Annotated in this window: 21 protein-coding genes; 12 read left to right on the top strand and 9 right to left on the bottom strand. The window is 51.1% G+C overall.

The window, feature by feature from the left end; translation table 11 throughout:
• Positions 1–110: 110 nt before the first annotated feature.
• Both tkt and tal read right to left on the bottom strand, forming a co-directional pair.
• Positions 111–2105: a transketolase gene (gene tkt, locus IEV89_RS16405; protein ID WP_188474596.1), complete on the bottom strand. Its 1995-nt coding sequence runs from the start codon at positions 2103–2105 to the stop codon at positions 111–113.
• Between the two features lie 14 nt (positions 2106–2119).
• Complete coding sequence (gene tal, locus IEV89_RS16400) at positions 2120–3070, bottom strand: transaldolase (RefSeq protein WP_188474595.1); 951 nt, start codon at positions 3068–3070, stop codon at positions 2120–2122.
• A 435-nt stretch (positions 3071–3505) separates the two neighbouring features.
• On the opposite strand from tal, the gene maeB reads away from it, so the two are divergent.
• Positions 3506–5785, top strand: a complete 2280-nt coding sequence (gene maeB / locus IEV89_RS16395) for an NADP-dependent oxaloacetate-decarboxylating malate dehydrogenase (protein ID WP_188474594.1) — start codon at positions 3506–3508, stop codon at positions 5783–5785.
• A 116-nt stretch (positions 5786–5901) separates the two neighbouring features.
• Here the strand turns inward: maeB and uriH are convergent, their stop codons facing one another.
• The 4 genes from uriH to amiA all read right to left on the bottom strand — a co-directional run bounded on the left by uriH (position 5902) and on the right by amiA (position 9299).
• The gene (gene uriH / locus IEV89_RS16390) at positions 5902–6849 is read right to left on the bottom strand and encodes a uridine-preferring nucleoside hydrolase UriH (RefSeq protein WP_188474593.1); all 948 of its coding nucleotides are present in this window, start codon (positions 6847–6849) and stop codon (positions 5902–5904) included.
• A gap of 78 nt (positions 6850–6927) precedes the next feature.
• On the bottom strand, positions 6928–7377 hold the full coding sequence (locus IEV89_RS16385) for a YaiI/YqxD family protein (protein WP_188474592.1): 450 nt from the start codon (positions 7375–7377) through the stop codon (positions 6928–6930).
• The gene (hemF, locus tag IEV89_RS16380) at positions 7377–8342 is read right to left on the bottom strand and encodes an oxygen-dependent coproporphyrinogen oxidase (protein WP_188474591.1); all 966 of its coding nucleotides are present in this window, start codon (positions 8340–8342) and stop codon (positions 7377–7379) included. Before hemF ends, IEV89_RS16385 begins: the two co-directional genes overlap by 1 nt.
• A 72-nt stretch (positions 8343–8414) precedes the next feature.
• Positions 8415–9299, bottom strand: coding sequence for an N-acetylmuramoyl-L-alanine amidase AmiA (amiA, locus tag IEV89_RS16375; protein ID WP_188474590.1), 885 nt, complete (start codon positions 9297–9299; stop codon positions 8415–8417).
• A gap of 295 nt (positions 9300–9594) precedes the next feature.
• On the opposite strand from amiA, the gene IEV89_RS16370 reads away from it, so the two are divergent.
• On the top strand, positions 9595–10020 hold the full coding sequence (locus IEV89_RS16370) for a GNAT family acetyltransferase (protein ID WP_188474589.1): 426 nt from the start codon (positions 9595–9597) through the stop codon (positions 10018–10020).
• 90 nt (positions 10021–10110) lie between these two features.
• Here the strand turns inward: IEV89_RS16370 and IEV89_RS16365 are convergent, their stop codons facing one another.
• On the bottom strand, positions 10111–10512 hold the full coding sequence (locus IEV89_RS16365) for a YgiW/YdeI family stress tolerance OB fold protein (RefSeq protein WP_188474684.1): 402 nt from the start codon (positions 10510–10512) through the stop codon (positions 10111–10113).
• 175 nt (positions 10513–10687) lie between these two features.
• Between IEV89_RS16365 and IEV89_RS16360 the strand changes: the two genes are divergently transcribed.
• From IEV89_RS16360 to IEV89_RS16315, 10 genes are all read left to right on the top strand, one after another.
• Positions 10688–11137: a DUF2919 domain-containing protein gene (locus IEV89_RS16360; RefSeq protein WP_188474588.1), complete on the top strand. Its 450-nt coding sequence runs from the start codon at positions 10688–10690 to the stop codon at positions 11135–11137.
• Between the two features lie 142 nt (positions 11138–11279).
• Positions 11280–11882 (top strand): RpoE-regulated lipoprotein, encoded by a 603-nt coding sequence (locus IEV89_RS16355; protein WP_188474587.1) that lies wholly within the window; start codon positions 11280–11282, stop codon positions 11880–11882.
• A gap of 128 nt (positions 11883–12010) precedes the next feature.
• Positions 12011–12910 (top strand): Dyp-type peroxidase, encoded by a 900-nt coding sequence (locus tag IEV89_RS16350; RefSeq protein ID WP_188474586.1) that lies wholly within the window; start codon positions 12011–12013, stop codon positions 12908–12910.
• 219 nt (positions 12911–13129) lie between these two features.
• Complete coding sequence (locus IEV89_RS16345; RefSeq protein ID WP_308420884.1) at positions 13130–14152, top strand: sulfate ABC transporter substrate-binding protein; 1023 nt, start codon at positions 13130–13132, stop codon at positions 14150–14152.
• Positions 14152–14982 carry a sulfate/thiosulfate ABC transporter permease CysT gene (gene cysT / locus IEV89_RS16340; RefSeq protein WP_188474584.1) on the top strand — a complete coding sequence of 277 codons (831 nt, stop codon included), beginning with the start codon at positions 14152–14154 and terminating at the stop codon, positions 14980–14982. Before IEV89_RS16345 ends, cysT begins: the two co-directional genes overlap by 1 nt.
• A complete protein-coding gene (gene cysW, locus IEV89_RS16335; protein WP_188474583.1) occupies positions 14982–15857 on the top strand; it encodes a sulfate/thiosulfate ABC transporter permease CysW in 876 nt (291 codons plus the stop codon). Before cysT ends, cysW begins: the two co-directional genes overlap by 1 nt.
• Complete coding sequence (cysA, locus tag IEV89_RS16330; protein WP_188474582.1) at positions 15847–16941, top strand: sulfate/thiosulfate ABC transporter ATP-binding protein CysA; 1095 nt, start codon at positions 15847–15849, stop codon at positions 16939–16941. The genes cysW and cysA overlap by 11 nt, the downstream gene beginning before the upstream one ends.
• Positions 16942–17104: 163 nt before the next feature.
• Positions 17105–17989, top strand: coding sequence for a cysteine synthase CysM (gene cysM, locus IEV89_RS16325; RefSeq protein ID WP_188474581.1), 885 nt, complete (start codon positions 17105–17107; stop codon positions 17987–17989).
• Between the two features lie 114 nt (positions 17990–18103).
• Positions 18104–18787 carry a response regulator transcription factor gene (locus tag IEV89_RS16320; RefSeq protein WP_188474683.1) on the top strand — a complete coding sequence of 228 codons (684 nt, stop codon included), beginning with the start codon at positions 18104–18106 and terminating at the stop codon, positions 18785–18787.
• Positions 18768–20117 carry a HAMP domain-containing sensor histidine kinase gene (locus IEV89_RS16315; RefSeq protein ID WP_188474580.1) on the top strand — a complete coding sequence of 450 codons (1350 nt, stop codon included), beginning with the start codon at positions 18768–18770 and terminating at the stop codon, positions 20115–20117. Before IEV89_RS16320 ends, IEV89_RS16315 begins: the two co-directional genes overlap by 20 nt.
• Before the next feature lie 102 nt (positions 20118–20219).
• Here the strand turns inward: IEV89_RS16315 and crr are convergent, their stop codons facing one another.
• Positions 20220–20729: a PTS glucose transporter subunit IIA gene (gene crr / locus IEV89_RS16310; RefSeq protein WP_188474579.1), complete on the bottom strand. Its 510-nt coding sequence runs from the start codon at positions 20727–20729 to the stop codon at positions 20220–20222.
• 47 nt (positions 20730–20776) lie between these two features.
• The gene (ptsI, locus tag IEV89_RS16305) at positions 20777–22504 is read right to left on the bottom strand and encodes a phosphoenolpyruvate-protein phosphotransferase PtsI (RefSeq protein WP_188474578.1); all 1728 of its coding nucleotides are present in this window, start codon (positions 22502–22504) and stop codon (positions 20777–20779) included.
• Position 22505 lies beyond the last annotated feature (1 nt).

The following is a 22505-nucleotide window of genomic DNA, read 5'->3' as shown; positions in this document are numbered from 1 at the left end:
GGAGAGTCGCGCCTTCCAGAGATAAAAAAAAGCACCTATCGAGGTGCTTAGTAGGGTGAATATGACGTTAACGGTAGAGATGTCGCATTATGCGCCTCTACCGTTAATGATTAAGCCAGCAAACTTTTTGCTTTGGCCACGACATTTTCCACAGTAAAGCCAAACTCTTTGAACAGCTCTTCCGCCGGAGCAGATTCGCCGAAGCGGGTCATGCCGACGATGGCGCCGTTCAGACCAACATATTTGTACCAGTAGTCAGCAATGCCCGCTTCTACTGCAACGCGTGCGCTCACGGCTTTCGGCAACACGGATTCACGGTACGCGGCGTCCTGCTTGTCGAAGGCGTCCGTTGACGGCATGGACACGACGCGCACTTTGGTGCCCGCTGCGGCCAGTTTATCGGCAGCTTCTACCGTAATACCGACTTCAGAACCAGTGGCGATCAGGATCACTTCAGGTGTGCCGTCGCAATCTTTCAGCACGTAACCACCGCGCGCCACGTTAGCCAATTGTTCGGCAGTACGCGGTTGCTGGGTCAGGTTCTGACGAGAGAAGATCAGCGTAACCGGACCGTCGTTACGTTCGATAGCGTATTTCCATGCCACCGCAGACTCAACCTGATCCGCAGGACGCCAGGTGCTCATGTTTGGCGTCACGCGCAAGCTGGCCATTTGCTCAACCGGCTGGTGGGTCGGACCGTCTTCGCCCAGACCGATGGAATCATGGGTGTAAACGAACACGTTACGGATTTTCATCAGCGCAGCCATACGCACCGCGTTACGGGCATATTCCACAAACATCAGGAAGGTCGCCGAGTACGGCAGGAAACCGCCGTGCAGCGCGATGCCGTTGGTGATCGCGGTCATACCGAATTCGCGTACACCGTAGTGAATGTAGTTACCGGCGACATCGTCGCTCAGTGATGTCGAGCCAGACCACATCGTCAGGTTGCTTGGCGCGAGGTCAGCGGAGCCGCCGAGGAATTCTGGTAACACTTTACCGAAGGCTTCCAGCGTATTTTGTGACGCTTTACGGCTGGCAATATTGGCAGGCTTAGCCTGCAATTCTTCGATAAATTTCTGTGAATCGGCTTGCCAGTTAGCAGGCAGTTCACCGTTAACACGGCGTTTGAACTCTTTTGCCAGCTCAGGGTGCGCCTTCGCATAGGCCGCGAACTTCTCATCCCATGCGGCTTCTTTGGCCTTACCGGCTTCTTTCGCATCCCACTGAGCATAAATGTCCTGCGGAATTTCAAACGGAGGATAATTCCAGCCCAGTTGTTTGCGGGTTGCCGCCACTTCGTCATCACCCAGTGCTGCACCGTGTGCACCGTGAGTACCGGCTTTATTCGGTGAACCGAAGGCGATCACTGTCTTACATAGCAGCAATGACGGCTTGTCTTTCACGCTGTGCGCGTCATCGATAGCTTTTTTTATAGCGGCAGAATCATGGCCATCAATACCCCGGATGACGTGCCAGCCGTAAGCTTCGAAACGTGCGGCGGTGTCATCGGTAAACCAGCCTTCAACGTGGCCATCGATAGAGATGCCGTTGTCATCATAAAACGCGGTCAGTTTGCCGAGCTTCATGGTGCCCGCCAGCGAGCAGACCTCGTGGGAGATCCCTTCCATCATGCAACCGTCGCCCATAAAGGCGTAAGTGTGATGGTCGACAATGTCGTGACCCGGTTGATTGAACTGTGCAGCCAGCGTCCGTTCAGCAATAGCGAAACCGACGGCGTTGGCGATACCCTGACCGAGCGGGCCGGTGGTGGTTTCAACGCCAGCCGTGTAGCCGTATTCCGGATGGCCTGGGGTTTTAGAATGCAGTTGACGGAAGTTCTTTAGCTCTTCCATCGGTAAATCATAACCCGTGAGGTGCAACAGGCTATAAATCAGCATTGAACCATGACCATTTGACAACACGAAGCGGTCGCGGTCAGCCCAGTGCGGGTTAGTGGGGTTGTGGTTCATATAGTCACGCCACAGAACTTCGGCAATGTCTGCCATGCCCATCGGGGCGCCAGGGTGGCCGGAATTGGCTTTCTGCACGGCGTCCATACTTAAGGCGCGGATAGCGTTTGCTAACTCGTTACGAGAGGGCATTTTTTACTCCCAAATTAAAGTTCGGCGGACAGCATGTCTTCCAGCTTCTGCTGGTCAACGGCGAAGGCGCGGATACCCTCGGCCAGCTTTTCAACGGCCATAGGGTCCTGATTATGCTCCCAGCGAAACTCTGCTTCAGTCAGTGAGGCAGGCTTATGCAGGCCTTTCGCTGAGGGTTGCAGTTTACGTTCTACGGGTTGATTGCTGGCTTTCAGCTCTTCGAGCAGGTTCGGCGAGATAGTCAGGCGGTCACAACCTGCCAGGGCCAGGATTTGTTCCACTTTACGGAAACTGGCACCCATGATCACCGTCTGATAACCGTGAGATTTGTAGTATTCATAGATATCGCGGACAGATTTCACGCCTGGATCTTTTTCCACGTTATATTCTGCGTCGGGCTCTCTGGCTTTGTACCAATCGTAAATACGACCCACGAATGGAGAGATAAGATAGACGTCAGCTTCGGCGCAGGCACGGGCTTGCGCAAAGGAGAACAGCAGCGTCAGGTTACAGTTAATTCCTTCCTTCTCCAGTTGCTCCGCTGCTTTGATGCCTTCCCAGGTAGAGGCTAGCTTAATCAGAATGCGTGATTTATCTACGCCTTTTTCCTTATACATCCCTATCAGTTTGCGAGCTTTGTCGACGCATAGTTTGCTGTCAAACGACATCCGGGCATCCACTTCAGTCGAGATGCGGCCGGGGACGCTTTTAAGGATTTCCAGACCAATATTGACCGCCAAACGATCGCTGGCATTAACCACCTGCACCTCTTTATTGCCGCCTTGTTTGCGGGCGTAATCCAGCGCGTCTTTGATCAGTCCCTGATACTGAGACAAACTGGCGGCTTTGAGGATAAGGGAGGGGTTGGTGGTGGCATCCTGAGGCTCGAAATGACGTATGGATTCAATATCGCCACTGTCTGCAACTACGGTGGTCAGCTTTTTAAGGGCGTCTAACTGGTTCATCTCTTACTCCTTTAAATACTCTCATGTTCCGCGCTGCGAGTACGTTCACTTACCGCCTCCTGCTGCTTGAAATCTATCGAGTATCATTATCAAAAAATACTGAATGTCATTGCGTCACTGTTTTCATAGGGCTACTACCCTGCATCATTCTGTTAACAAATTGAATGCGCTTTTTCTGATTGCTGTAATGGGGCAGAGCAATGAGAACGCAAAAGCCTACGCAAGACTGAGTTTTCAGCCTGAGTTGCGCAAGAGGGAACCTTAAGCTTAGTCAATATTTGCGAGACGTCTTCCGTGAATAAAAATTAATCGAAGTAACGTGCGAGTTTTGGTCGTGCTTCATAGTTTGACGTGGCAGGTTATCTATACTGAATAGCGTGAAAGGTGACTAACAACCTTCCCTGATGCCCTACAAAAACAAAAAAGGATTCAACGATGGACGAACAACTCAAGCAAAGCGCGCTCGACTTCCATGAGTTCCCAGTACCGGGAAAAATTCAGGTTTCCCCGACCAAACCGCTCGCCACCCAGCGCGATCTGGCGCTGGCATATTCACCTGGCGTCGCGGCACCCTGTCTGGAAATTCAGAAAGACCCACTGGCAGCCTATCGATACACCGCAAAGGGTAATCTCGTCGCGGTGATTTCCAACGGCACCGCAGTGCTTGGTCTTGGCAACATTGGCGCGCTGGCGGGCAAACCGGTGATGGAAGGCAAGGGCGTACTGTTTAAGAAATTCGCGGGTATCGATGTGTTTGATATCGAAATCGATGAGCTGGATCCCGATAAGCTGATTGATATTATTGCCTCGCTGGAGCCAACGTTTGGCGGCGTTAATCTTGAAGACATCAAAGCGCCAGAGTGTTTCTATATCGAAAAGAAACTGCGCGAACGTATGAAGATCCCTGTATTTCATGATGACCAACATGGTACGGCGATCATCTGTACGGCGGCGGTTCTCAACGGTTTACGCGTGGTAGAAAAGAGTATTTCCGACGTTCGGCTGGTGGTGTCAGGTGCCGGTGCCGCCGCGATTGCCTGTCTGAATTTGCTGGTGGCCCTGGGATTGAAGGCGCATAACATCACTGCCTGTGATTCACGCGGTGTGATTTACAAAGGCCGGGAAGAGAATATGGCAGAAACCAAGGCTGCCTACGCGATTGATGATAATGGTAAGAGAACCCTGGCGGACGTGATCCCTGAGGCGGATATTTTCCTCGGTTGCTCCGGTCCTGGTGTACTGACCCAGGATATGGTGAAACTCATGGCGAAAAGCCCGCTGATCCTGGCATTGGCTAATCCAGAGCCGGAAATTTTGCCGCCGCTGGCTAAAGCCGTTCGTCCTGACGCCATTATCTGTACTGGTCGTTCTGATTATCCAAATCAGGTCAACAATGTACTGTGCTTCCCGTTCCTATTCCGCGGGGCGCTGGATGTGGGGGCGACGGTGATCAACGAAGAGATGAAACTTGCCTGCGTTCATGCGATCGCCGATCTGGCGATGGCCGAACAGAGCGATGTGGTGGCTTCTGCGTATGGCGAAGAAGCGCTGTCTTTCGGGCCGGAATATCTGATCCCTAAACCGTTTGATCCGCGTTTGATCGTCAAAATTGCCCCCGCGGTAGCCAAAGCAGCCATGGACTCTGGCGTCGCGACGCGGCCTATCAAAGACTTTGACGCTTATGTCGAGAAACTGTCGGAATTTGTCTACAAAACCAACTTGTTTATGAAGCCTATTTTTTCTCAGGCGAAGCAAAACCCTCGGCGAGTCGTTATGGCGGAAGGGGAAGAGGAACGTGTTTTGCAAGCTACGCAGGAACTGGTCACGATAGGTCTGGCGAAACCTATCCTGGTCGGGCGTCCGAGCGTTATCGATATGCGGCTTAAAAAGTTGGGTCTGCAAATTCAGGCGGGCAAGGATTTTGAGGTCGTGAACAATGAATCAGATCCACGTTTCAATGAGTACTGGAGCGAATATTATCAGTTGATGAAGCGACGCGGTGTGTCGCAGGAACAGGCGCGCAGGGCGGTGATTGGTAACCCGACATTGATTGCAGCCATTATGCTGTTACGTGGCGAGGCCGATGCGATGATTTGCGGCACCATCGGTACTTACCATGAACATTATGACGTAGTGGAAAAGGTGTTTGGTTTTCGCGAAGGGGTAAACGTCGCCGGCGCCATGAACGCCTTGCTGTTGCCAAGCGGAAATACCTTTATTGCTGATACCTATGTCAATGACGATCCAACACCAGAGCAACTGGCTGAGATCACTATTATGGCAGCAGAGACGGTACGGCGCTTTGGTATCGAGCCGAAAGTCGCACTGTTATCTCACTCCAGTTTTGGTACCTCGGACTGCGCAGCTGCGGGCAAAATGCGCAGAACGCTTGAGTTGGTGAATCAAAGGGCTCCTGAGTTGGAGATCGACGGTGAGATGCACGGTGACGCTGCATTGGTGGAAAGTATTCGTCATGACGTTATGCCTGACAGCCCGCTGAAAGGGGCGGCGAATATTCTTATCATGCCAAACATGGAGGCGGCGCGGATCAGTTACAACCTGTTGCGGGTGTCCTGCTCAGAAGGCGTCACCGTCGGACCCGTATTGATGGGGGTAGCAAAACCGGTGCATATTTTAACCCCGATTGCTTCGGTACGGCGCATTGTGAATATGGTGGCGTTAGCGGTGGTAGAAGCGCAAACAGAACCATTGTGATGCTCCCTTCATCGGTTAGGTGGCCGATGGGGCCTGCAACTCAAAGGATACTGGGTATACACCATGGATAAAGTAAACGGGCGTCGATGGTGACGCCCTTTTCAATGACTGTTAATTCAATATGTTACTTCACCGATGTGCTCAAGGGCATCAACAATTAAGTCCCAGAACCGCTGATGATCGAGTTTTACGCCGACTTGGGTATGGCAATCTGGCGGTGGTGGGGAGCGGAAATCAGCGACGGTCATACCCAGGGTGATGGTGCCCGTCAGTTCAATATCCACCGGTACTTTGCGCACGGTCATGACGTTGGGATCAATAACATAAGCGACGGCACAAGGGTCATGGACTGGCGGAGAATCAAATCCCTGACGGGCTTTGTAGCTGAGACTGAAGAAATCCAGCAACTCCGAGACGAATTTTGCCGGGCCCGTACCGATGGCGGCAATTCTGGCTACCACATCGGGTGTGGCCAGTGCCTGATGAGTGAGGTCGAGACCGACCATGGTCAGCGGCCACTTTTCATTGAACACGATGTGCGCAGCTTCCGGGTCAATCTTGATATTAAATTCGGCGACAGCACTCCAATTTCCGACATGATAACCCCCGCCCATTAACACCACTTCTTTAACCCGCTCAACAATTCGTGGCTCTTTACGCACGGCCAGTGCGATGTTGGTCAGGCCGCCGGTCGGAACCAGAGTGATCGTTTTCGGTGGGTGCGACATGATTAAATCAATAATCAGATCAATGGCGTGAATGGGTTCCAACGTCAGCGTTGGCTGAGGTAATTCCGGTCCATCCAGACCTGAGTCACCGTGAATCTTATCGGCGATCTCAATCTGGCGGACCAATGGACGGGTGGCACCAGCGGCAAAAGGCACGCCGGTAATGTTCGCCACTCGGGCAACGGCCAGAGCGTTACGGGTCACTTTTTCCAGAGTCTGATTGCCCACCACTGTGGTCACCGCCAGTAATTCGATATTGGGATTTCCATGGGCCAGCAGCATAGCGATGGCATCGTCGTGCCCGGGATCGCAGTCCAGAATGATTTTTTTGATCATTTCATACTCCTTTAAATAGATACCCAACATAATTCGAGCTGTAGCCGGCACCTGTGCAACGTGGAAATATGCCGGGTATTATCGTTTGGCCTGTTGTAGCCATTTGTCCAGCTCATTGGCAAATTGCTGGCGATCGCGCTGGTTCAACGTCGGTGGCCCGCCGGTCTGCACACCGCTGGCGCGCATGGTATCCATGAAATCACGCATATTTAGGCGCTCTTTGATCGTCTCCGTAGTGTAGCGCTCGCCGCGTGGATTAAGCGCTACGCCGCCTTTTTCAATCACTTCAGCCGCCAGCGGAATATCAGCGGTGATCACTAAGTCCCCAGGTTCAGTGCGCCTGACAATTTCGTTATCCGCCACGTCAAAACCCGCCTCTACCCGCAGTGTGCGCAGGTATTTAGACGGTGGCGTGTGAATGATCTGATTTGCCACCAGTGTGACCATCATGCCTGTGCGTTCAGCGGCGCGGAACAGCACTTCTTTAATTACGTTAGGGCAGGCATCGGCATCGACCCAAATTTGCATCAGCGTTTCTCCCCGTTTGCCAGCCAATCACGTACCGGCAGGAAGTCGCGGTAGAGTGCCGCTTCCGGACTGTCATTTTCGGGCTGAAAATTGTATTCCCAGCGCACCAGCGGCGGCATTGACATTAGGATTGATTCAGTGCGTCCACCGGTTTGCAGGCCAAACAGCGTGCCGCGATCCCACACCAGATTGAATTCGACATAACGCCCGCGTCGGTAAAGCTGGAATTGCCGCTCACGCTCGCTCCAGGGCAGGGTTTTACGCTTTTCAACAATAGGTAGGTAGGCGTCGGTAAAACCGTTACCGACTGCCTGCATGAACGTGAAGCAGGTGGTGAAATCTGGTGTGTTTAGATCGTCAAAGAACAACCCGCCGATACCGCGAGCTTCATTACGGTGTTTAATAAAGAAGTAGTCGTCACACCATTTTTTGTATTTTGGATAAACATCGTCACCAAACGGCTGGCAAAGCTGTTGCGCTGTGAGGTGCCAGTGGTGTGCATCTTCCTCGAAACCGTAAAACGGCGTCAGGTCAAACCCGCCACCAAACCACCACACCGGTTTTTCACCCGGTTTTTCAGCAATAAAAAAGCGCACGTTGGCATGGCTGGTGGGAATGTAAGGACTCTGCGGATGAATAACCAGCGAGACGCCCATGGCCTGGAAGCTGCGGCCTGCCAACTCGGGGCGATGTGCAGTGGCTGAGGCCGGCAGCATTGCGCCGGAAACATGAGAGAAATTAACGCCTGCCTGTTCGAAAACTGCACCGTGGGTCAGCACCCGGCTGCGACCGCCGCCGCCTTCTTCTCGCACCCACTGATCTTCAGCGAATGATGCTTTGCCGTCAGCGGCCGCCAGTTTTAGGCAGATTTGATCCTGCAATGACAGCAGGAAGGTTTTGACTTGCTGGATGTCGGGAATTGATTGGCTCACGGGCAAACTCACAGAGGTTGACTGAAAAGACATTCAGCGCTTTGCAGGCGCTGAAGCAAATTAGGGACATCATTATAGCGTGAATTGAGTTCGGCTTGGCAGCGCTTATCGAGGTTTGCGCTCTGTGGCGTCGAAGTAGCTGAAGAAGTTGACGATCCCTTGCGAAATGGCTTGTGCAATCTCTTTGCGAAACGCGGTGGTACTGAGCAATTGCTCTTCCTGATGATTAGTGATGAAGGAGGTTTCTACCAGAATCGAGGGTATGGAAGGGGATTTTAGGACAGCAAAAGCCGCCTGCTCGGTTTGTTCGCTATGTAGATGATGAATAGGGCGAATACGGTCCAGTACGTGGTGACCCAGCGTCAGACTGTTTTTGATGGTATCGGTCTGGACCAGGTCGAACAGTACCTGTTGCAGATAATTATTGTCTTCCTGAGTGACTTTCTTGCCTGCAACCAGATCGGCATCGTTCTCTTTTTTCGACATGTAGCGTGCCATGGCGCTGCTGGCACCGCGATTAGAGAGCGCAAAAACCGAAGCACCTGATGCGGCCGGGCTGGTATAGCCATCAGCATGAATTGATACAAATAGATCGGCTTGATGCTGATGGGCGATTTCAACGCGTTGATATAGGGGGATGAAATGGTCTGTATCGCGGGTGAGTTTTACTTCTATATTGCTGTGCGAGCCAAGGATGTCGCGAACATAATTGGCGATTTCCAGCACCACGTGTTTCTCTTGCGATCCCTCATGGCCTACCGCGCCGGAGTCAATACCGCCGTGGCCTGGATCAATCATCACCAGTTTTTTCGAACCTGGTGGCTTAGGTGCCGGAGTGGATTTTGTGATGTGTTCCTGTCGTGCGGCATTGGCTGAGCGGGAACCAAAAGCGGCAATCGCCAAACCCAGCCCTGAAAGCAATAATTGGCGGCGAGTCGCTGAGGCAGGAAGCGGTTGGAAATGAAGAAATTTATTCAAAGGGTTTAACATCAGTCCAATACCGTCAGAAAGAAAAAGTGCAGAATGCTGTCTGTTATAGAGTATCTTTTTTATAGTTTCGACCTTAGAACTATTACGGTTTATGAATTTTGTGTCGTAAATGAATAATTCACCGCATAAACATTGGTTAGCTTCAGCGCTTAACCCTTCATCCATCGCTAATAATGAGTGGGAAACCCGGGTCATAAATGACGCAATGTTCAATTTTGATGTTGCGTATCAAGCCGATCACGCGATAATTAAATGAACTCCTATTATCCCATTAACAGAACCGCGGTGATCAGTGATGGAAATTCGCCTATACAGTCAAGAAGATTTCGAAGAAGTGCTGACCCTATGGGAGCGCTGCGATCTGCTGCGCCCGTGGAATGATCCTGAACTGGATATTGAGCGCAAAATTAACCATAGCCCGGAGTTATTTCTGGTTGCTGAAGTGGGTGGGGAAGTGGTTGGCTCGCTGATGGGCGGTTACGATGGTCATCGCGGCTCGGTGGGGTATCTGGGTGTACACCCGGATTATCGCGGACGGGGTATCGCCAATGCACTGATTAACCGTTTGGAAAAGAAGTTAATTGCGCGTGGATGCCCGAAAATTAATTTGATGGTGCGCGCCGAAAACGACGCGGTAGTCAGCATGTATGAAAAGCTGGGCTATGAAATTTCAGATACATTGTCATTGGGTAAGCGGTTGATCGAAGATCAGGAATACTAAGTTTTTAGAAACCCTTCGCCAATTCAAAGAAAAGCCCCAATGCAGTCAATCTCGGGGCTTTTTCTTTGGTGACTCGGTGGCAGCAGCAGATTACTTAATGACGCTGACTGATTTCACGTCCACTTCTACCGAGTTCCAGTCTTTATCTATTTTCCCTTCAATGCGGATCTTATCTTTTGGTGATACGCTTTGGCCTTGCCAGCGTTTACCGTCGATTTCGACGTTGAGGGTACCGGTGTTATCGCGGAAAATGTATTTATCGTGATCGATACGCTGATCGATAAAACCTTCCAGCATAACCCACTGGTCGTCTTGCATGGTCTGCACGTCTTTTACTGTACTCAACGCGGTCGTTCCAGTGAATCCTCCCTGTGGCGTTGCCGCCTGAGTTGGCTGCTCCTGAGCTGATGGGCCGGAGAAACCGCCGCTCTGTTGCGCGAAAGCGGGCAAAGTACAAACTGCAATGAGGGTTGCCAGAGTGATCTTCTTCATCATAATAGGTCGTCTTTAAACTTGAATGGTTGGTCTGGATAATTTAGCAACTATGGCACCATTTTGACTGGTTGCCGCGTTGAGAGATATTAAAACAGACTGTTCTTAACGGTTTCTTAAGGCTGATTAGTTAAGTTTGTGCGTAACACCGAATCGAAGGATATTTTCTGAGGCTATGAACCCGGATGACTATAACAGCCACGGCATGTTGCGTTTGCCGCTGTGGTTCTGGACCATTTTGATTTTACAGGCTCGAACCTGGTTGCTGTTTGTGATGGCAAGTGCTTCACGTCAGCAAGGCTCTGATTTACTAAAGCTATTTTACCCTGACCCACAAAGTTTTTGGCGTGGCATTATTCTGGGTCTGCCTCCAGCGCTTATCTTTTTGCTTAGCGGACGTCGATATCTTTGGCCACGCCTTTGGAAGGGCGCTTACTGGCTATTGCTGGCCGGGATGTTCGTCACCTTTTCCCTACAGGGCTTAGGCTTATGGCAAAGTATCGATCCGCCGTCACTGATTGATCTGGTGCTGGCGTTACTTGATGCCACCGCGCTGGCCTATTGGTTGCTCAGTCGTCGTTTACGCGCCTGTTTTGATACCGGGCAGCATCTGCCTGAGAGCTAATTCAGCCTGGACGCTGAACTTTCCCAGGTTATATGGACTCGAACTGCCGCTGACACATAAGTTAGTGCTGTTCTGAGCTTTTCTCAAAACCTGAACAGCAGCCTGATGGCAGACTGACATGGACATTAAAGGAGTGAAACGAATGAGGATCCGCCCAGTATTGCTGGTTTTGCCGTTGCTGCTTACCGGCTGTTCGACGATGTCAAATATGTCCTGGCCCAGCGTACATTGGTCAAGTATGAACCCGATGAACTGGTTTAGTAGCAGCGCACAAGTGACCGACCAAGGTGTCGGGGATATTAACGCCAGCACTCCACTGACAGAAGACAGTGTGAAAAACGCAGTCGGCGGAGATTATCGTCTGCGCAGCGGCATGTCGATGCATGACGGCAAAATGCTGGCGTTCTATCAGGCCATGGACGAAAAAGAGGTCAAAATGACCATCAGCGGCGAGCCGAAAGGCAACGTCCAGCGTGTTGATGTGATGGACAGTCACGTCGAAAGCGAGTGGGGTGTGAAAATCGGCACGCCATTCAGTGATATCTATACCAAAGCTTTTGATGTCTGCCATAAGGGCAAAGGTGACGACGCGCAAAATATAGAATGTAAAGCGCCACAGAGCCAGCATGTCAGCTACGTCTTCAGCGGTATTTGGCACGGTCCTGAAGAACTGATGCCTTCAGATGATGCACTCAAAGAGTGGAAAGTCAGTAAAATAATCTGGCGTGCTGATCCGGTACAGTGATCCTGATGCGTGAATAGGCTTGACCCCCAATGATAATTCTTCAATGCCTTGCGTCCGCGCAAGGCATTTTTATTGACTTCAGTTATGATAGCGCCGTCAAACAATAAGGAATAAAAAAGGAACAAAAAATGAATCAGGTTCAGAGCGGCATTCTGCTCGAGCATTGCCGTTTTGGCATTTTCATCGAGGCTAACGTTCAAGGTGAACGGGATAATCTGCGGCAGGGCTGTCGTCAGTTTGCCGCCGCATTAAATGAAATGCAGCAGCAATTCCCGCAGGAAAACCTCGGTGCAGTGCTGGCTTTTGGTCACGACGTCTGGCGCGAACTCTCGGGAGGTCAAGGGGCTGATGAACTAAAACCTTTTGTGCCTTTGGGGAAAGGACTGGCACCTGCAACCCAACGCGACATGCTGTTGCATATTCAATCCTTGCGTCATGATATTAACTTCGCCGTTGCTCAGGCAGCACTCGATGCTTTCGGCACCTCAATTATCGTGGAAGAAGAGACCCACGGTTTCCGCAGCATTGAAGAGCGTGATCTGAGCGGTTTTGTTGATGGCACTGAAAACCCGAAGGCCGAGGCCCGCGCCCAAGTGGCGATTATCCCTGAAGGTCAGGCAGATGCTGGCGGCAGTTATGTGATGGTGCAGCGCTGGAAGCATAATCTGACACAGTGGAACCGTTTTTCTGTGCAACAGCAGGAAGAGGTGATTGGCCGTACTAAGCAGACTGATGAAGAGTTGGATTCTGACACCCGCCCTGACACGTCACACGTAAGCCGCGTTGACCTCAAAGAAGAGGGCAAAGGCCTGAAAATTCTTCGCCAGAGCTTGCCATACGGTACCGCCAGCGGCGAGCATGGCTTGTACTTTATCTCTTATTGCGCCCGTTTGTGGAACATTGAGAAGCAACTGCTCAGTATGTTTGGCGACCTGGATGGTAAACGCGACGCCATGCTGCGCTTCACTCGTCCGGTCACCGGCAGCTACTATTTTGCGCCGTCGTTAACGCAGTTGCTGACGCTGTAGTCTTTTGATTTATCTCTTCAGCGCATCCGTTGCGGGGTGCGCTGAAGAATTTCCTATCGCTTTTTCCTGCCGGTATTCATGCCTTATAGCTTTTCATGCTTGAAAATCACCAAACGGTATATAAAACCGTTACAGCCTAACCGCCAGTTATAAATACACTGTGTGATATCACGTGGATGAATTTTGCCATGTCGGATCTCCTCACACTTAAGGCTGCGCATGAAAATGGTCGGGATGAAAAGCGTATTACTGAAGGGTTCTCTTGCTGCGCTGGTGCTGGCGAGCGGTGCCGCCTCTGCTACCGAATTGCTCAATAGTTCCTATGATGTCTCGCGTGAGCTTTTTGCTGCGCTCAACCCGCCGTTCCAGAAACAGTGGGCAGAGAAGAACGGCGGCGACAAGCTGGAGATCAAACAGTCACATGCCGGTTCCTCTAAGCAAGCGCTGGCTATTCTACAAGGCCTAAAGGCTGACGTGGTGACCTATAATCAGGTAACCGACGTGCAGATCCTGCATGACCGCGGCAATCTCATTCCTGCCAACTGGCAGAGCCGTTTGCCAAATAACAGTTCGCCTTTCTATTCGACGATGGCTTTTCTGGTACGCAAAGGTAATCCGAAGAACATTCATCGTTGGGACGATTTAACGCGTCCTGACGTCAAACTCGTTTTCCCTAATCCTAAAACATCAGGTAATGGCCGTTATACCTATCTGGCTGCTTGGGGGGCATTTAACCAGCAGGATGGTAACAACCAGGATAAAACCCGCGCGAAAATGGCCAGTTTGTTGAAAAATGTTGAAGTGTTCGACACCGGCGGCCGTGGCGCGACCACCACGTTTGTGGACCGTGGTCTGGGTGATGTGCTGATCAGTTTTGAATCTGAAGTGAATAACATCCGTAAACAGTACGGTGATGACAAGTACGACGTGATCGTCCCACCGGTTGATATCCTGGCAGAATTCCCGGTGGCATGGGTCGACAAAAATGTCGAAAAGAACGGCACTGAGAAAGCCGCCAAGGATTACCTGAACTATTTATGGAGCCCGCAGGCACAACAAATTATCACCAGTTTCAACTACCGCGTATATGACAAAAATGCCATGGCGGCGGCAAAACAGCAGTTTCCTGACACCAAATTATTCAAAGTAGAAGATGAGTTTGGCGGCTGGCAACAAGTGATGAAAACCCATTTCAGTACCGGCGGTGAGCTGGACAAACTGTTAGAGCAAGGTCACCAGTAATGTTGTTGTCGAGCAAACGCGTACTTCCCGGGTTTACCCTGAGCCTCGGCAGCAGCTTGCTGTTTGTCTGCTTGGTTCTTTTACTGCCGCTCAGTGCGCTGGTGATGCAACTGTCGCAAATGACGCTGGCTGAGTATTGGGCGGTGATCACCAACGATCAGGTGATTGCAGCTTATAAGGTGACACTGCTTTCTGCCGGGGTCGCCAGTCTGTTTAACTGTTTCTTCGGCATGTTGATGGCGTGGATCCTGACTCGCTATGAATTTCCGGGCAAAAGTTTGCTCGACGGGCTGATGGATTTACCTTTTGCTTTGCCAACCGCGGTGGCCGGCTTGACGCTGGCCGGTTTGTTCTCCGTCAACGGCTTTTACGGCCAGTGGCTGGCGCATTTTGATATCAAAGTTGCTTATACCTGGCTGGGGATTGCGGTGGCGATGGCCTTCACGAGTATCCCGTTTGTGGTGCGCACGGTGCAGCCCGTGTTGGAAGAGTTGGGGCCGGAATATGAAGAAGCTGCTGAAACCCTCGGTGCAACGCGCTGGCAGAGTTTTCGCCGTGTGGTGTTGCCAGAAGTGATGCCGTCGTTGATGGCGGGAACGGCACTCTCCTTTACACGAAGCTTGGGTGAGTTTGGCGCCGTGATTTTTATTGCGGGCAACATCGCCTGGAAAACTGAAGTGACCTCGCTGATGATTTTTATCCGGCTGCAGGAGTTTGATTACCCCGCCGCCAGCGCCATCGCCTCAGTGATTCTGGCAGCGTCACTGTTGTTGCTGTTTGCGATTAATACCTTACAAAGCCGTTATGGTCGTCGCCTGGGAGGTCACTGATGTCTGATATTCCCGCTTTTGCCAGTAAAATTCGTCAACGCATCGATTGGGTGAAATGGTTATTAATCGGTAGCGGAATGTTGCTTTGCCTGCTGTTGCTGGTGGTGCCGATGATCAGCATCTTTGTGCTGGCGCTCTCCGATGGCATTGCGGCGGTGTGGAAGAATCTGTCTGATTCCGACATGCTGCATTCGATCTGGCTGACCGTTTTGATAGCGCTTATCACCGTACCAGTAAATCTTATTTTCGGCACTCTGTTGGCCTGGCTCGTCGCGCGCTTTGATTTTCGTGGACGTCAACTGTTGCTGACGCTGATCGATATCCCGTTTGCGGTGTCGCCCGTCGTTGCGGGTTTGTTGTATCTGTTGTTCTACGGCACGAATGGTCCGCTGGGCGGCTGGCTGGATGCCCACAACATCCAGTTCATGTTTGCCTGGCCCGGTATGGTGATGGTGACCGTCTTTGTTACCTGCCCGTTTGTTATCCGTGAACTGGTACCGGTGATGTTGAGCCAGGGAAGCCACGAAGATGAAGCGGCTGTTCTGCTCGGTGCGTCCGGCTGGCAGATGTTTCGCCGCGTAACGTTGCCAAATATCCGCTGGGCATTGCTGTACGGCGTGGTGTTGACCAACGCCCGCGCCATCGGCGAATTCGGTGCGGTGTCTGTAGTGTCCGGCGCTATTCGTGGTGAAACCTACACGCTACCGCTGCAAGTTGAATTACTGCATCAGGATTACAACACCGCTGGTGCGTTTACTGCCGCCGCGTTGTTAACCCTGATGGCTATCGTCACACTGTTTCTGAAAAGCGGCCTGCAATGGCGTCTGAAGCGCTACAACGACCGTCTCGAGCGGGAGGAAAGCAATGAGCATTGAAATTAACGGTATCAACAAATATTTCGGCCGCACCAAGGTACTGAACGATATATCGCTCGATATTGCTTCCGGAGAGATGGTGGCGTTGCTCGGGCCTTCGGGTTCAGGCAAAACCACGCTGCTACGTATTATTGCCGGACTTGAAAACCAGAACTCTGGACGCCTGAGTTTCCACGGCAAAGACGTCACACGGCTGCATGCCCGCGATCGTCAGGTCGGTTTTGTGTTCCAGCATTACGCGCTGTTCCGCCATATGACGGTATTTGACAACATCGCTTTCGGTTTGACGGTGCTGCCGCGTCGTGAGCGTCCTAATACTGAAACTATTAGACAAAAAGTCACCAAACTGCTGGAGATGGTCCAACTGGCTCATCTCGCTAACCGCTTTCCTGCTCAGCTTTCCGGTGGTCAGAAACAGCGGGTAGCGCTGGCGCGGGCGTTAGCCGTTGAGCCGCAAATCCTGCTGCTGGATGAGCCCTTTGGTGCGTTGGATGCCCAGGTGCGTAAAGAGCTACGCCGTTGGCTGCGTCAACTGCACGAAGAACTCAAATTCACTAGCGTGTTCGTGACCCATGATCAGGAAGAGGCGATGGAAGTTGCTGATCGCGTGGTGGTGATGAGCCAGGGGAATATTGAGCAAGTCGGTACGCCGCAGGAAATTTGGCGAGATCCGGCGACCCGATTTGTACTGGAGTTTATGGGTGAAGTGAATAAAATTGGCGGCGAGATCCGTGGTACCCAGCTTTATGTGGGGGCCTACCATTGGCCTCTGGATAATCCGCCGCTGCATCAGGGAACGGCTGATCTGTTTTTGCGTCCGTGGGAAATGGAGATCACGGCCCAAAGTACGGCGCGCTGCCCGCTGCCAGTGAAGGTGCTTGAAGTCAGCCCACGTGGTCACTTTTGGCAGTTAATCGTGCAGGCCGAAGGTTGGCATAATGAACCGTTATCGGTGGTGTTGTCTGACGCCAACGGCCAGTCAACCCCTGTTCGCGGTGATCGTTTTTACGTCGGTGTGCTCAATGGGCGTCTATATTCCGGCGACGAACAGTTACAACCCGTTGCATTGGCGAAAAGTGCCTGATATTTTTTAACCAAAATAGGCTGTTAACTGTTACATTTTTAACCAAGGCATTTTCTAACGCATAAAGAAAAAGGGCAGTCCGCGAGCTGCCCTTTTTATCGTTTGATACTCATTTATTCAATTTTGATTGGTCTTTATAATCATAAGAAATAAGGCAACCACAGTGAGCACGCTCGAACATTACATTGGTAATACGCCTCTGGTGAAATTACAGCGTCTGTCAAAAGGTCTGGACAGCGAGATTTGGGTCAAACTGGAAGGGAATAATCCAGCGGGGTCGGTCAAGGATCGCGCGGCACTGTTTATGATTGAACAGGCTGAAAAACGGGGCGAGATCCAACCAGGCGATACGTTGATCGAAGCCACCAGCGGCAATACCGGTATTGCGCTGGCGATGATTGCTGCATTGAAAGGCTACAAGCTTAAATTATTGATGCCGGAAAATATGAGTTTGGAACGCCAGGCGTCAATGCGCGCTTACGGGGCAGAACTGTTGCTGATCAGCCGTGCACAGGGTATGGAAGGCGCCCGTGACCAGGCTCTGGAAATGCAACAACAGGGGCAGGGTAAAGTACTAGACCAGTTCAACAATCCGGATAACCCTTTGGCACATTTCAAAACTACCGGCCCGGAAATTTGGCAACAGACACAAGGGCGCATCACCCACTTTGTCTCCAGCATGGGAACCACAGGCACCATCACAGGCGTCAGCCGCTTCCTGCGTACACAAAATGCTGCAGTAAAAATTATTGGTCTGCAACCTTCTGAAGGTAGCAGCATTCCAGGCATCCGCCGCTGGCCGCAGGAGTATCTGCCGGGTATTTTCCAACCAGAGTTGGTGGATGAGGTTATCGATATGGGTCAGAATGAAGCCGAAGAGACGATGCGTGCACTGGCGCGACAAGAGGGGATTTTCTGCGGTGTTAGTTCCGGTGGAGCGGTCGCGGGTGCGATTCGCGTCGCACGGAATAATCCGGGCTGTGTGGTGGTGGCCATTATCTGCGACCGTGGTGACCGCTACTTGTCCACCGGTGTTTTTTCCCTCTGAATTTTGGCCATCAACTACGCTTTACTGACCGAGTGTAAAATTAGAGTAAAAGCGGCTGCATGTAACTGCGTAAGGGGTAAAAATGACCAGAATTCAGTTAGGCGGAAGTAAATGATGAAAATTTTATTAGTCGATGACGATCTCGAACTGGGTACGATGCTCAGTGAATACCTGATAGGCGAAGGTTTCAATGCTTCGCTGGTACTGACCGGTAAAGCCGGTGTGGACGGTGCAATGTCCGGTGAATATTCTGCGATGATCCTCGACATTATGCTGCCTGATATGAGCGGTATCGATGTGCTGCGTCAGGTACGTAAAAACAGCCGTATGCCGATCATCATGCTGACGGCCAAAGGCGATAATATTGATCGGGTGATTGGCCTGGAAATGGGCGCGGATGATTATATGCCGAAGCCTTGCTACCCCCGAGAATTGGTGGCGCGCTTGCGCGCGGTGTTACGCCGAGTGGAAGAGCAGCAGCAAGCTCCGTCTGATACTTCAACGATTAACTATGGCGACCTGACGCTTAACCCGGCGACGCGTAGCAGCGAATGGCGCGGCGCACTGTTTGATCTTACGGCGTCTGAATTCAATCTGCTCGAGCTTTTATTGCGCGCGCCTGAGCGCGTGGTCTCAAAAGATGAACTGTCGGAAAAGGCCCTGGGCCGCCCGCGCGAAGCTTATGACCGTAGTATCGATGTACACATCAGCAACATCCGCCAGAAACTGGCGTCGCTGGAAGGCGGCGATATCCTGACAATTGAAACGGTAAGAAGTATTGGCTATCGCATCAGGTAAACGCCTTCGCGGAAGGTTATTCTGGAAAATCCTGTTCGGATTCTGGTTCACGTTCATCGCTATCACTCAGGTTCTCTGGGTGGTATTTACTTTCATCAATCATCATGAGCCCCCTGAAAGCGGCATCGCACGGCGTTTTGTTAAACTGCAAGTCACCTCTGCGGTTTCTACGCTGCATTTTGGCGGTATGCCTGCGTTGAATGCGATGATGGCCGACTGGCCTGACGGTGATCGTCAGTATTTTTCCGTGACCACCTCAATGGTGCCCGCGGAAGGCGAAACCATGCAAGCCCTCGAACCCGGTAACACGCCTAAAGAAATTATCGAATTTGTTCAGGGACCGAACGGGCAGGGTTATCGACTGCGTTATAACGTTGAAGGCCTGATGAATGAATATCGCCCTAAGAGTAGGGAGCATATGTTTAACGTGCCGACACCGTTGCTGTGGATTGGTGGTTTAGGGGGGCTTTTATTCAGCGCGGTTCTTGCCTGGAACCTGACGCGCCCCATGTTGCAGATGCGCAGGGCCTTTGGCCGGGTGGCACAGGGGGATTTATCCGTGCGGTTGTTTGACAGCATGGGCAAGCGGCATGATGAGTTATCTGAAGTCGCGCGCGATTTTGACTCCATGGCAGAACGTCTGCAGGTGCTGGTCAAAGCCCGTGAGGAGCTACTACACGACGTCTCACATGAGTTACGTTCACCTCTTGCCCGATTGCAGCTGGCAATTGGTTTAGCGCGTCAGAACCCGCTTAACGTTGAAACCTCCCTGCAGCGTATTGAGCACGAGGCAGGTCGCCTCGATAAAATGATCGGCGAGTTGCTGGCGTTGTCGCGAACGGAAAGCCGCGAAATACCGGACGAAGAATATTTCGATCTGCATGGATTGGTGCAAGCTGTCGTTAATGATGCGCGTTATGAAGCACAATTGCCGGGCGTGGAAATTACTATGCATTCTGAAACGTCTGATGACTCGGATTACACAGTGAAAGGCAATGCTGAATTGATGCGTCGTGCGGTCGATAACGTGGTACGTAACGCGCTGCGCTTCTCGGCACGTGGACAAACCATTAATGTGTCGCTGGCGCATCTCGATGAGTATCTGCAGATTGAGGTGGCCGATCAGGGGCCGGGTGTTGAAGAGGACAAGCTGTCGAGCATTTTCGACCCGTTCGTGCGGGTGAAATCTCCGCTCTCAGGTAAAGGCTACGGTTTAGGATTGGCGATCACTCGTAAGGTCATGGTGGCACATGACGGTAAGGTCGATGCTCGCAACGCCACGCCACACGGTTTAATAATAAGCTTGCAGGTACCTCACTGGAAAATTTAAGGCCTAAAATCTCATACTTATCTGCAACTGGAAGTATGAAAGGGTTATAGCAGGCAATAAAAAACGGCGCATTGAGCGCCGTTTTTTATGTCATCGAATCGCTTACTTTCTGATACGAATAATCGGTGTTTCGCCGACAATCACGCTACCCGTCAGTTTAATCAGCTCTTTGATCTCATCCATGTTAGAGATAACCACCGGAGTCAGGGTAGACTTGGCTTTCTCTTCCAGCAGGGCCAGATCAAATTCGATAATCAGATCGCCTTTCTTGACGCGTTGACCTTCTTCTGCGATGCGTTTGAAGCCTTCGCCTTTCAGTTCAACGGTATCAATACCGAAGTGGACAAATAGCTCAATGCCGCTGTCAGATTCGATTGAGAAAGCATGGTTAGTTTCAAAGATTTTACCGATAGTACCATCAACCGGAGCAACCATTTTATTGCCAGATGGTTTGATGGCAATGCCATCACCAACGATTTTCTCAGCGAAAACGACATCAGGAACATCTTCAATGTTGACAATTTCACCAGAAATTGGCGCTACAATTTCAATAGTACCAACGTCTTTTTTATCATCAGAAACTAATGACTTCAGTTTATCGAACAAACCCATGATCTTCTCCTAAGCATTAATTTGGGCAGCTTTACAGCATCGCGCAATTAGCAGAGTGTTTTTTCTTCAATGAACTTGTTAACCAGGTTCATCAACTCTTGCGCCGTAGCTTGAGCCAGAGCTTCATCTGCCAGCGCTTTCACATCTTCGAAGTTTGTATTACGAATAATTTTCTTGATGCGTGGGATAGAGATAGAACTCATGCTGAACTCATCTAAACCCATGCCCAATAGAAGAAGTGTAGCACGTTCGTCACCAGCTAGCTCACCACACATCCCTGTCCATTTTCCTGCAGCATGAGATGCGTCAATGACTTGCTTAATTAAAGCCAGTACAGAAGGCGACATAGGGTTGTAGAGATGAGATATCAGCTCGTTACCGCGATCCACTGCCAAAGTATACTGTGTAAGATCGTTAGTACCAATACTGAAGAAATCGACTTCTTTTGCCAGATGGTGGGCAATAACGGCTGCTGCCGGAGTCTCAACCATTACGCCGACTTCGATGGTTTCATCGAATGCCTGACCTTTTTCACGAAGTTGCGCTTTCAGCATTTCGAGTTCAGCTTTCAGTTCACGCACTTCTTCAACCGAAATGATCATCGGGAACATGATGCGCAGTTTACCGAAAGCAGAAGCACGCAGAATACCCTTCAACTGGTCGTGAAGAATTTCTTTACGATCCAGACAGATGCGGATTGCGCGCCAGCCCAGGAATGGGTTCTCTTCTTTTGGCAGGTTCATGTAAGGCAGGTCTTTATCACCGCCAATGTCCATGGTGCGGACGATAACCGCCTGTGAACCCATGGCTTCAGCCACTGCTTTATAAGCCTGGAATTGCTCTTCTTCGGTAGGCAGGCTATCGCGATCCATGAACAGGAATTCTGTGCGATACAGGCCGACGCCTTCAGCCCCATTGCGCTCTGCACCGGCAACGTCACGCACGGTACCGATGTTGGCACAGACTTCAACCTGATGACCATCCAGCGTAATAGCTGGTAAGTCTTTCAGCTTGGCTAGATCGTCTTTCTCAGTAATGTATTGATTCTGAACGGCTTTCAGCTCGTCAATAATATCAGCTGTCGGATTAACATAGATTTTATTGTTAACGGCATCAAGGATCAGATAGTCGCCGTTTTTCACCTGTTTCGTCACATCGCTGGTGCCAACAATTGCCGGTAATTCCAGGGAGCGCGCCATGATGGAAGTGTGAGAAGTCCGGCCGCCCAAATCAGTGATAAAGCCCAGTACCTTGTTCAGGTTTAGCTGCGCAGTCTCTGATGGGGTCAAATCGGTTGCAACCAGAATAACTTCATCCTGAATGGAGCTCAGATCGATAATCGCCAGATTCAGGATATTGCGCATAAGACGTTTACCGATGTCACGTACGTCAGCCGCACGTTCTTTCAGATATTCATCATCCAGCTCTTCCAATGCCTTCGCTTGCCCTTCAATGACAGAATAGGCCGCCGCATCGGCAGAAGCGTGGTCGTCTTTGATTAGGGCTATGATTTCCTGCTCAAGCTCTTCATCTTCCAACAACATGATGTGGCCTTCGAAGATGGCTTCTTTCTCTTCACCGAAGGTTTCGCCTGCTTTGGTTTTGATCGTCTCTAACTGTGCAGAAGCTTTAGCACGGCCTGACAGGAAACGTTTTACTTCCTGATCAACTTCTTCAGAAGATATTTTTTTCCGGTTGATGACAATCTCATCTTCTTTCAACAGAAGCGCTTTGCCGAAAGCGATACCGGGAGATACTAAAATGCCTGAAATCATA

Origin of the sequence: Hafnia psychrotolerans, assembly GCF_014639435.1 — a bacterium.
In the GTDB taxonomy this organism is placed as follows: Bacteria; Pseudomonadota; Gammaproteobacteria; order Enterobacterales; family Enterobacteriaceae; genus Ewingella; species Ewingella psychrotolerans.
The sequence above is the reverse complement of the archived record's forward strand: the minus strand, read 5'-3'. Positions and strand labels throughout refer to the sequence as shown.

Coding starts and splice junctions, on each gene's coding strand:
- tkt (WP_188474596.1), bottom strand. CDS start 2,105: ATGCCCTCTCGTAACGAGTTAGCAAACGCTATCCGCGCCTTAAGTATG.
- tal (WP_188474595.1), bottom strand. CDS start 3,070: ATGAACCAGTTAGACGCCCTTAAAAAGCTGACCACCGTAGTTGCAGAC.
- maeB (WP_188474594.1), top strand. CDS start 3,506: ATGGACGAACAACTCAAGCAAAGCGCGCTCGACTTCCATGAGTTCCCA.
- uriH (WP_188474593.1), bottom strand. CDS start 6,849: ATGATCAAAAAAATCATTCTGGACTGCGATCCCGGGCACGACGATGCC.
- IEV89_RS16385 (WP_188474592.1), bottom strand. CDS start 7,377: ATGCAAATTTGGGTCGATGCCGATGCCTGCCCTAACGTAATTAAAGAA.
- hemF (WP_188474591.1), bottom strand. CDS start 8,342: ATGTCTTTTCAGTCAACCTCTGTGAGTTTGCCCGTGAGCCAATCAATT.
- amiA (WP_188474590.1), bottom strand. CDS start 9,299: ATGTTAAACCCTTTGAATAAATTTCTTCATTTCCAACCGCTTCCTGCC.
- IEV89_RS16370 (WP_188474589.1), top strand. CDS start 9,595: ATGGAAATTCGCCTATACAGTCAAGAAGATTTCGAAGAAGTGCTGACC.
- IEV89_RS16365 (WP_188474684.1), bottom strand. CDS start 10,512: ATGAAGAAGATCACTCTGGCAACCCTCATTGCAGTTTGTACTTTGCCC.
- IEV89_RS16360 (WP_188474588.1), top strand. CDS start 10,688: ATGAACCCGGATGACTATAACAGCCACGGCATGTTGCGTTTGCCGCTG.
- IEV89_RS16355 (WP_188474587.1), top strand. CDS start 11,280: ATGAGGATCCGCCCAGTATTGCTGGTTTTGCCGTTGCTGCTTACCGGC.
- IEV89_RS16350 (WP_188474586.1), top strand. CDS start 12,011: ATGAATCAGGTTCAGAGCGGCATTCTGCTCGAGCATTGCCGTTTTGGC.
- IEV89_RS16345 (WP_308420884.1), top strand. CDS start 13,130: ATGAAAATGGTCGGGATGAAAAGCGTATTACTGAAGGGTTCTCTTGCT.
- cysT (WP_188474584.1), top strand. CDS start 14,152: ATGTTGTTGTCGAGCAAACGCGTACTTCCCGGGTTTACCCTGAGCCTC.
- cysW (WP_188474583.1), top strand. CDS start 14,982: ATGTCTGATATTCCCGCTTTTGCCAGTAAAATTCGTCAACGCATCGAT.
- cysA (WP_188474582.1), top strand. CDS start 15,847: ATGAGCATTGAAATTAACGGTATCAACAAATATTTCGGCCGCACCAAG.
- IEV89_RS16320 (WP_188474683.1), top strand. CDS start 18,104: ATGAAAATTTTATTAGTCGATGACGATCTCGAACTGGGTACGATGCTC.
- crr (WP_188474579.1), bottom strand. CDS start 20,729: ATGGGTTTGTTCGATAAACTGAAGTCATTAGTTTCTGATGATAAAAAA.
- ptsI (WP_188474578.1), bottom strand. CDS start 22,504: ATGATTTCAGGCATTTTAGTATCTCCCGGTATCGCTTTCGGCAAAGCG.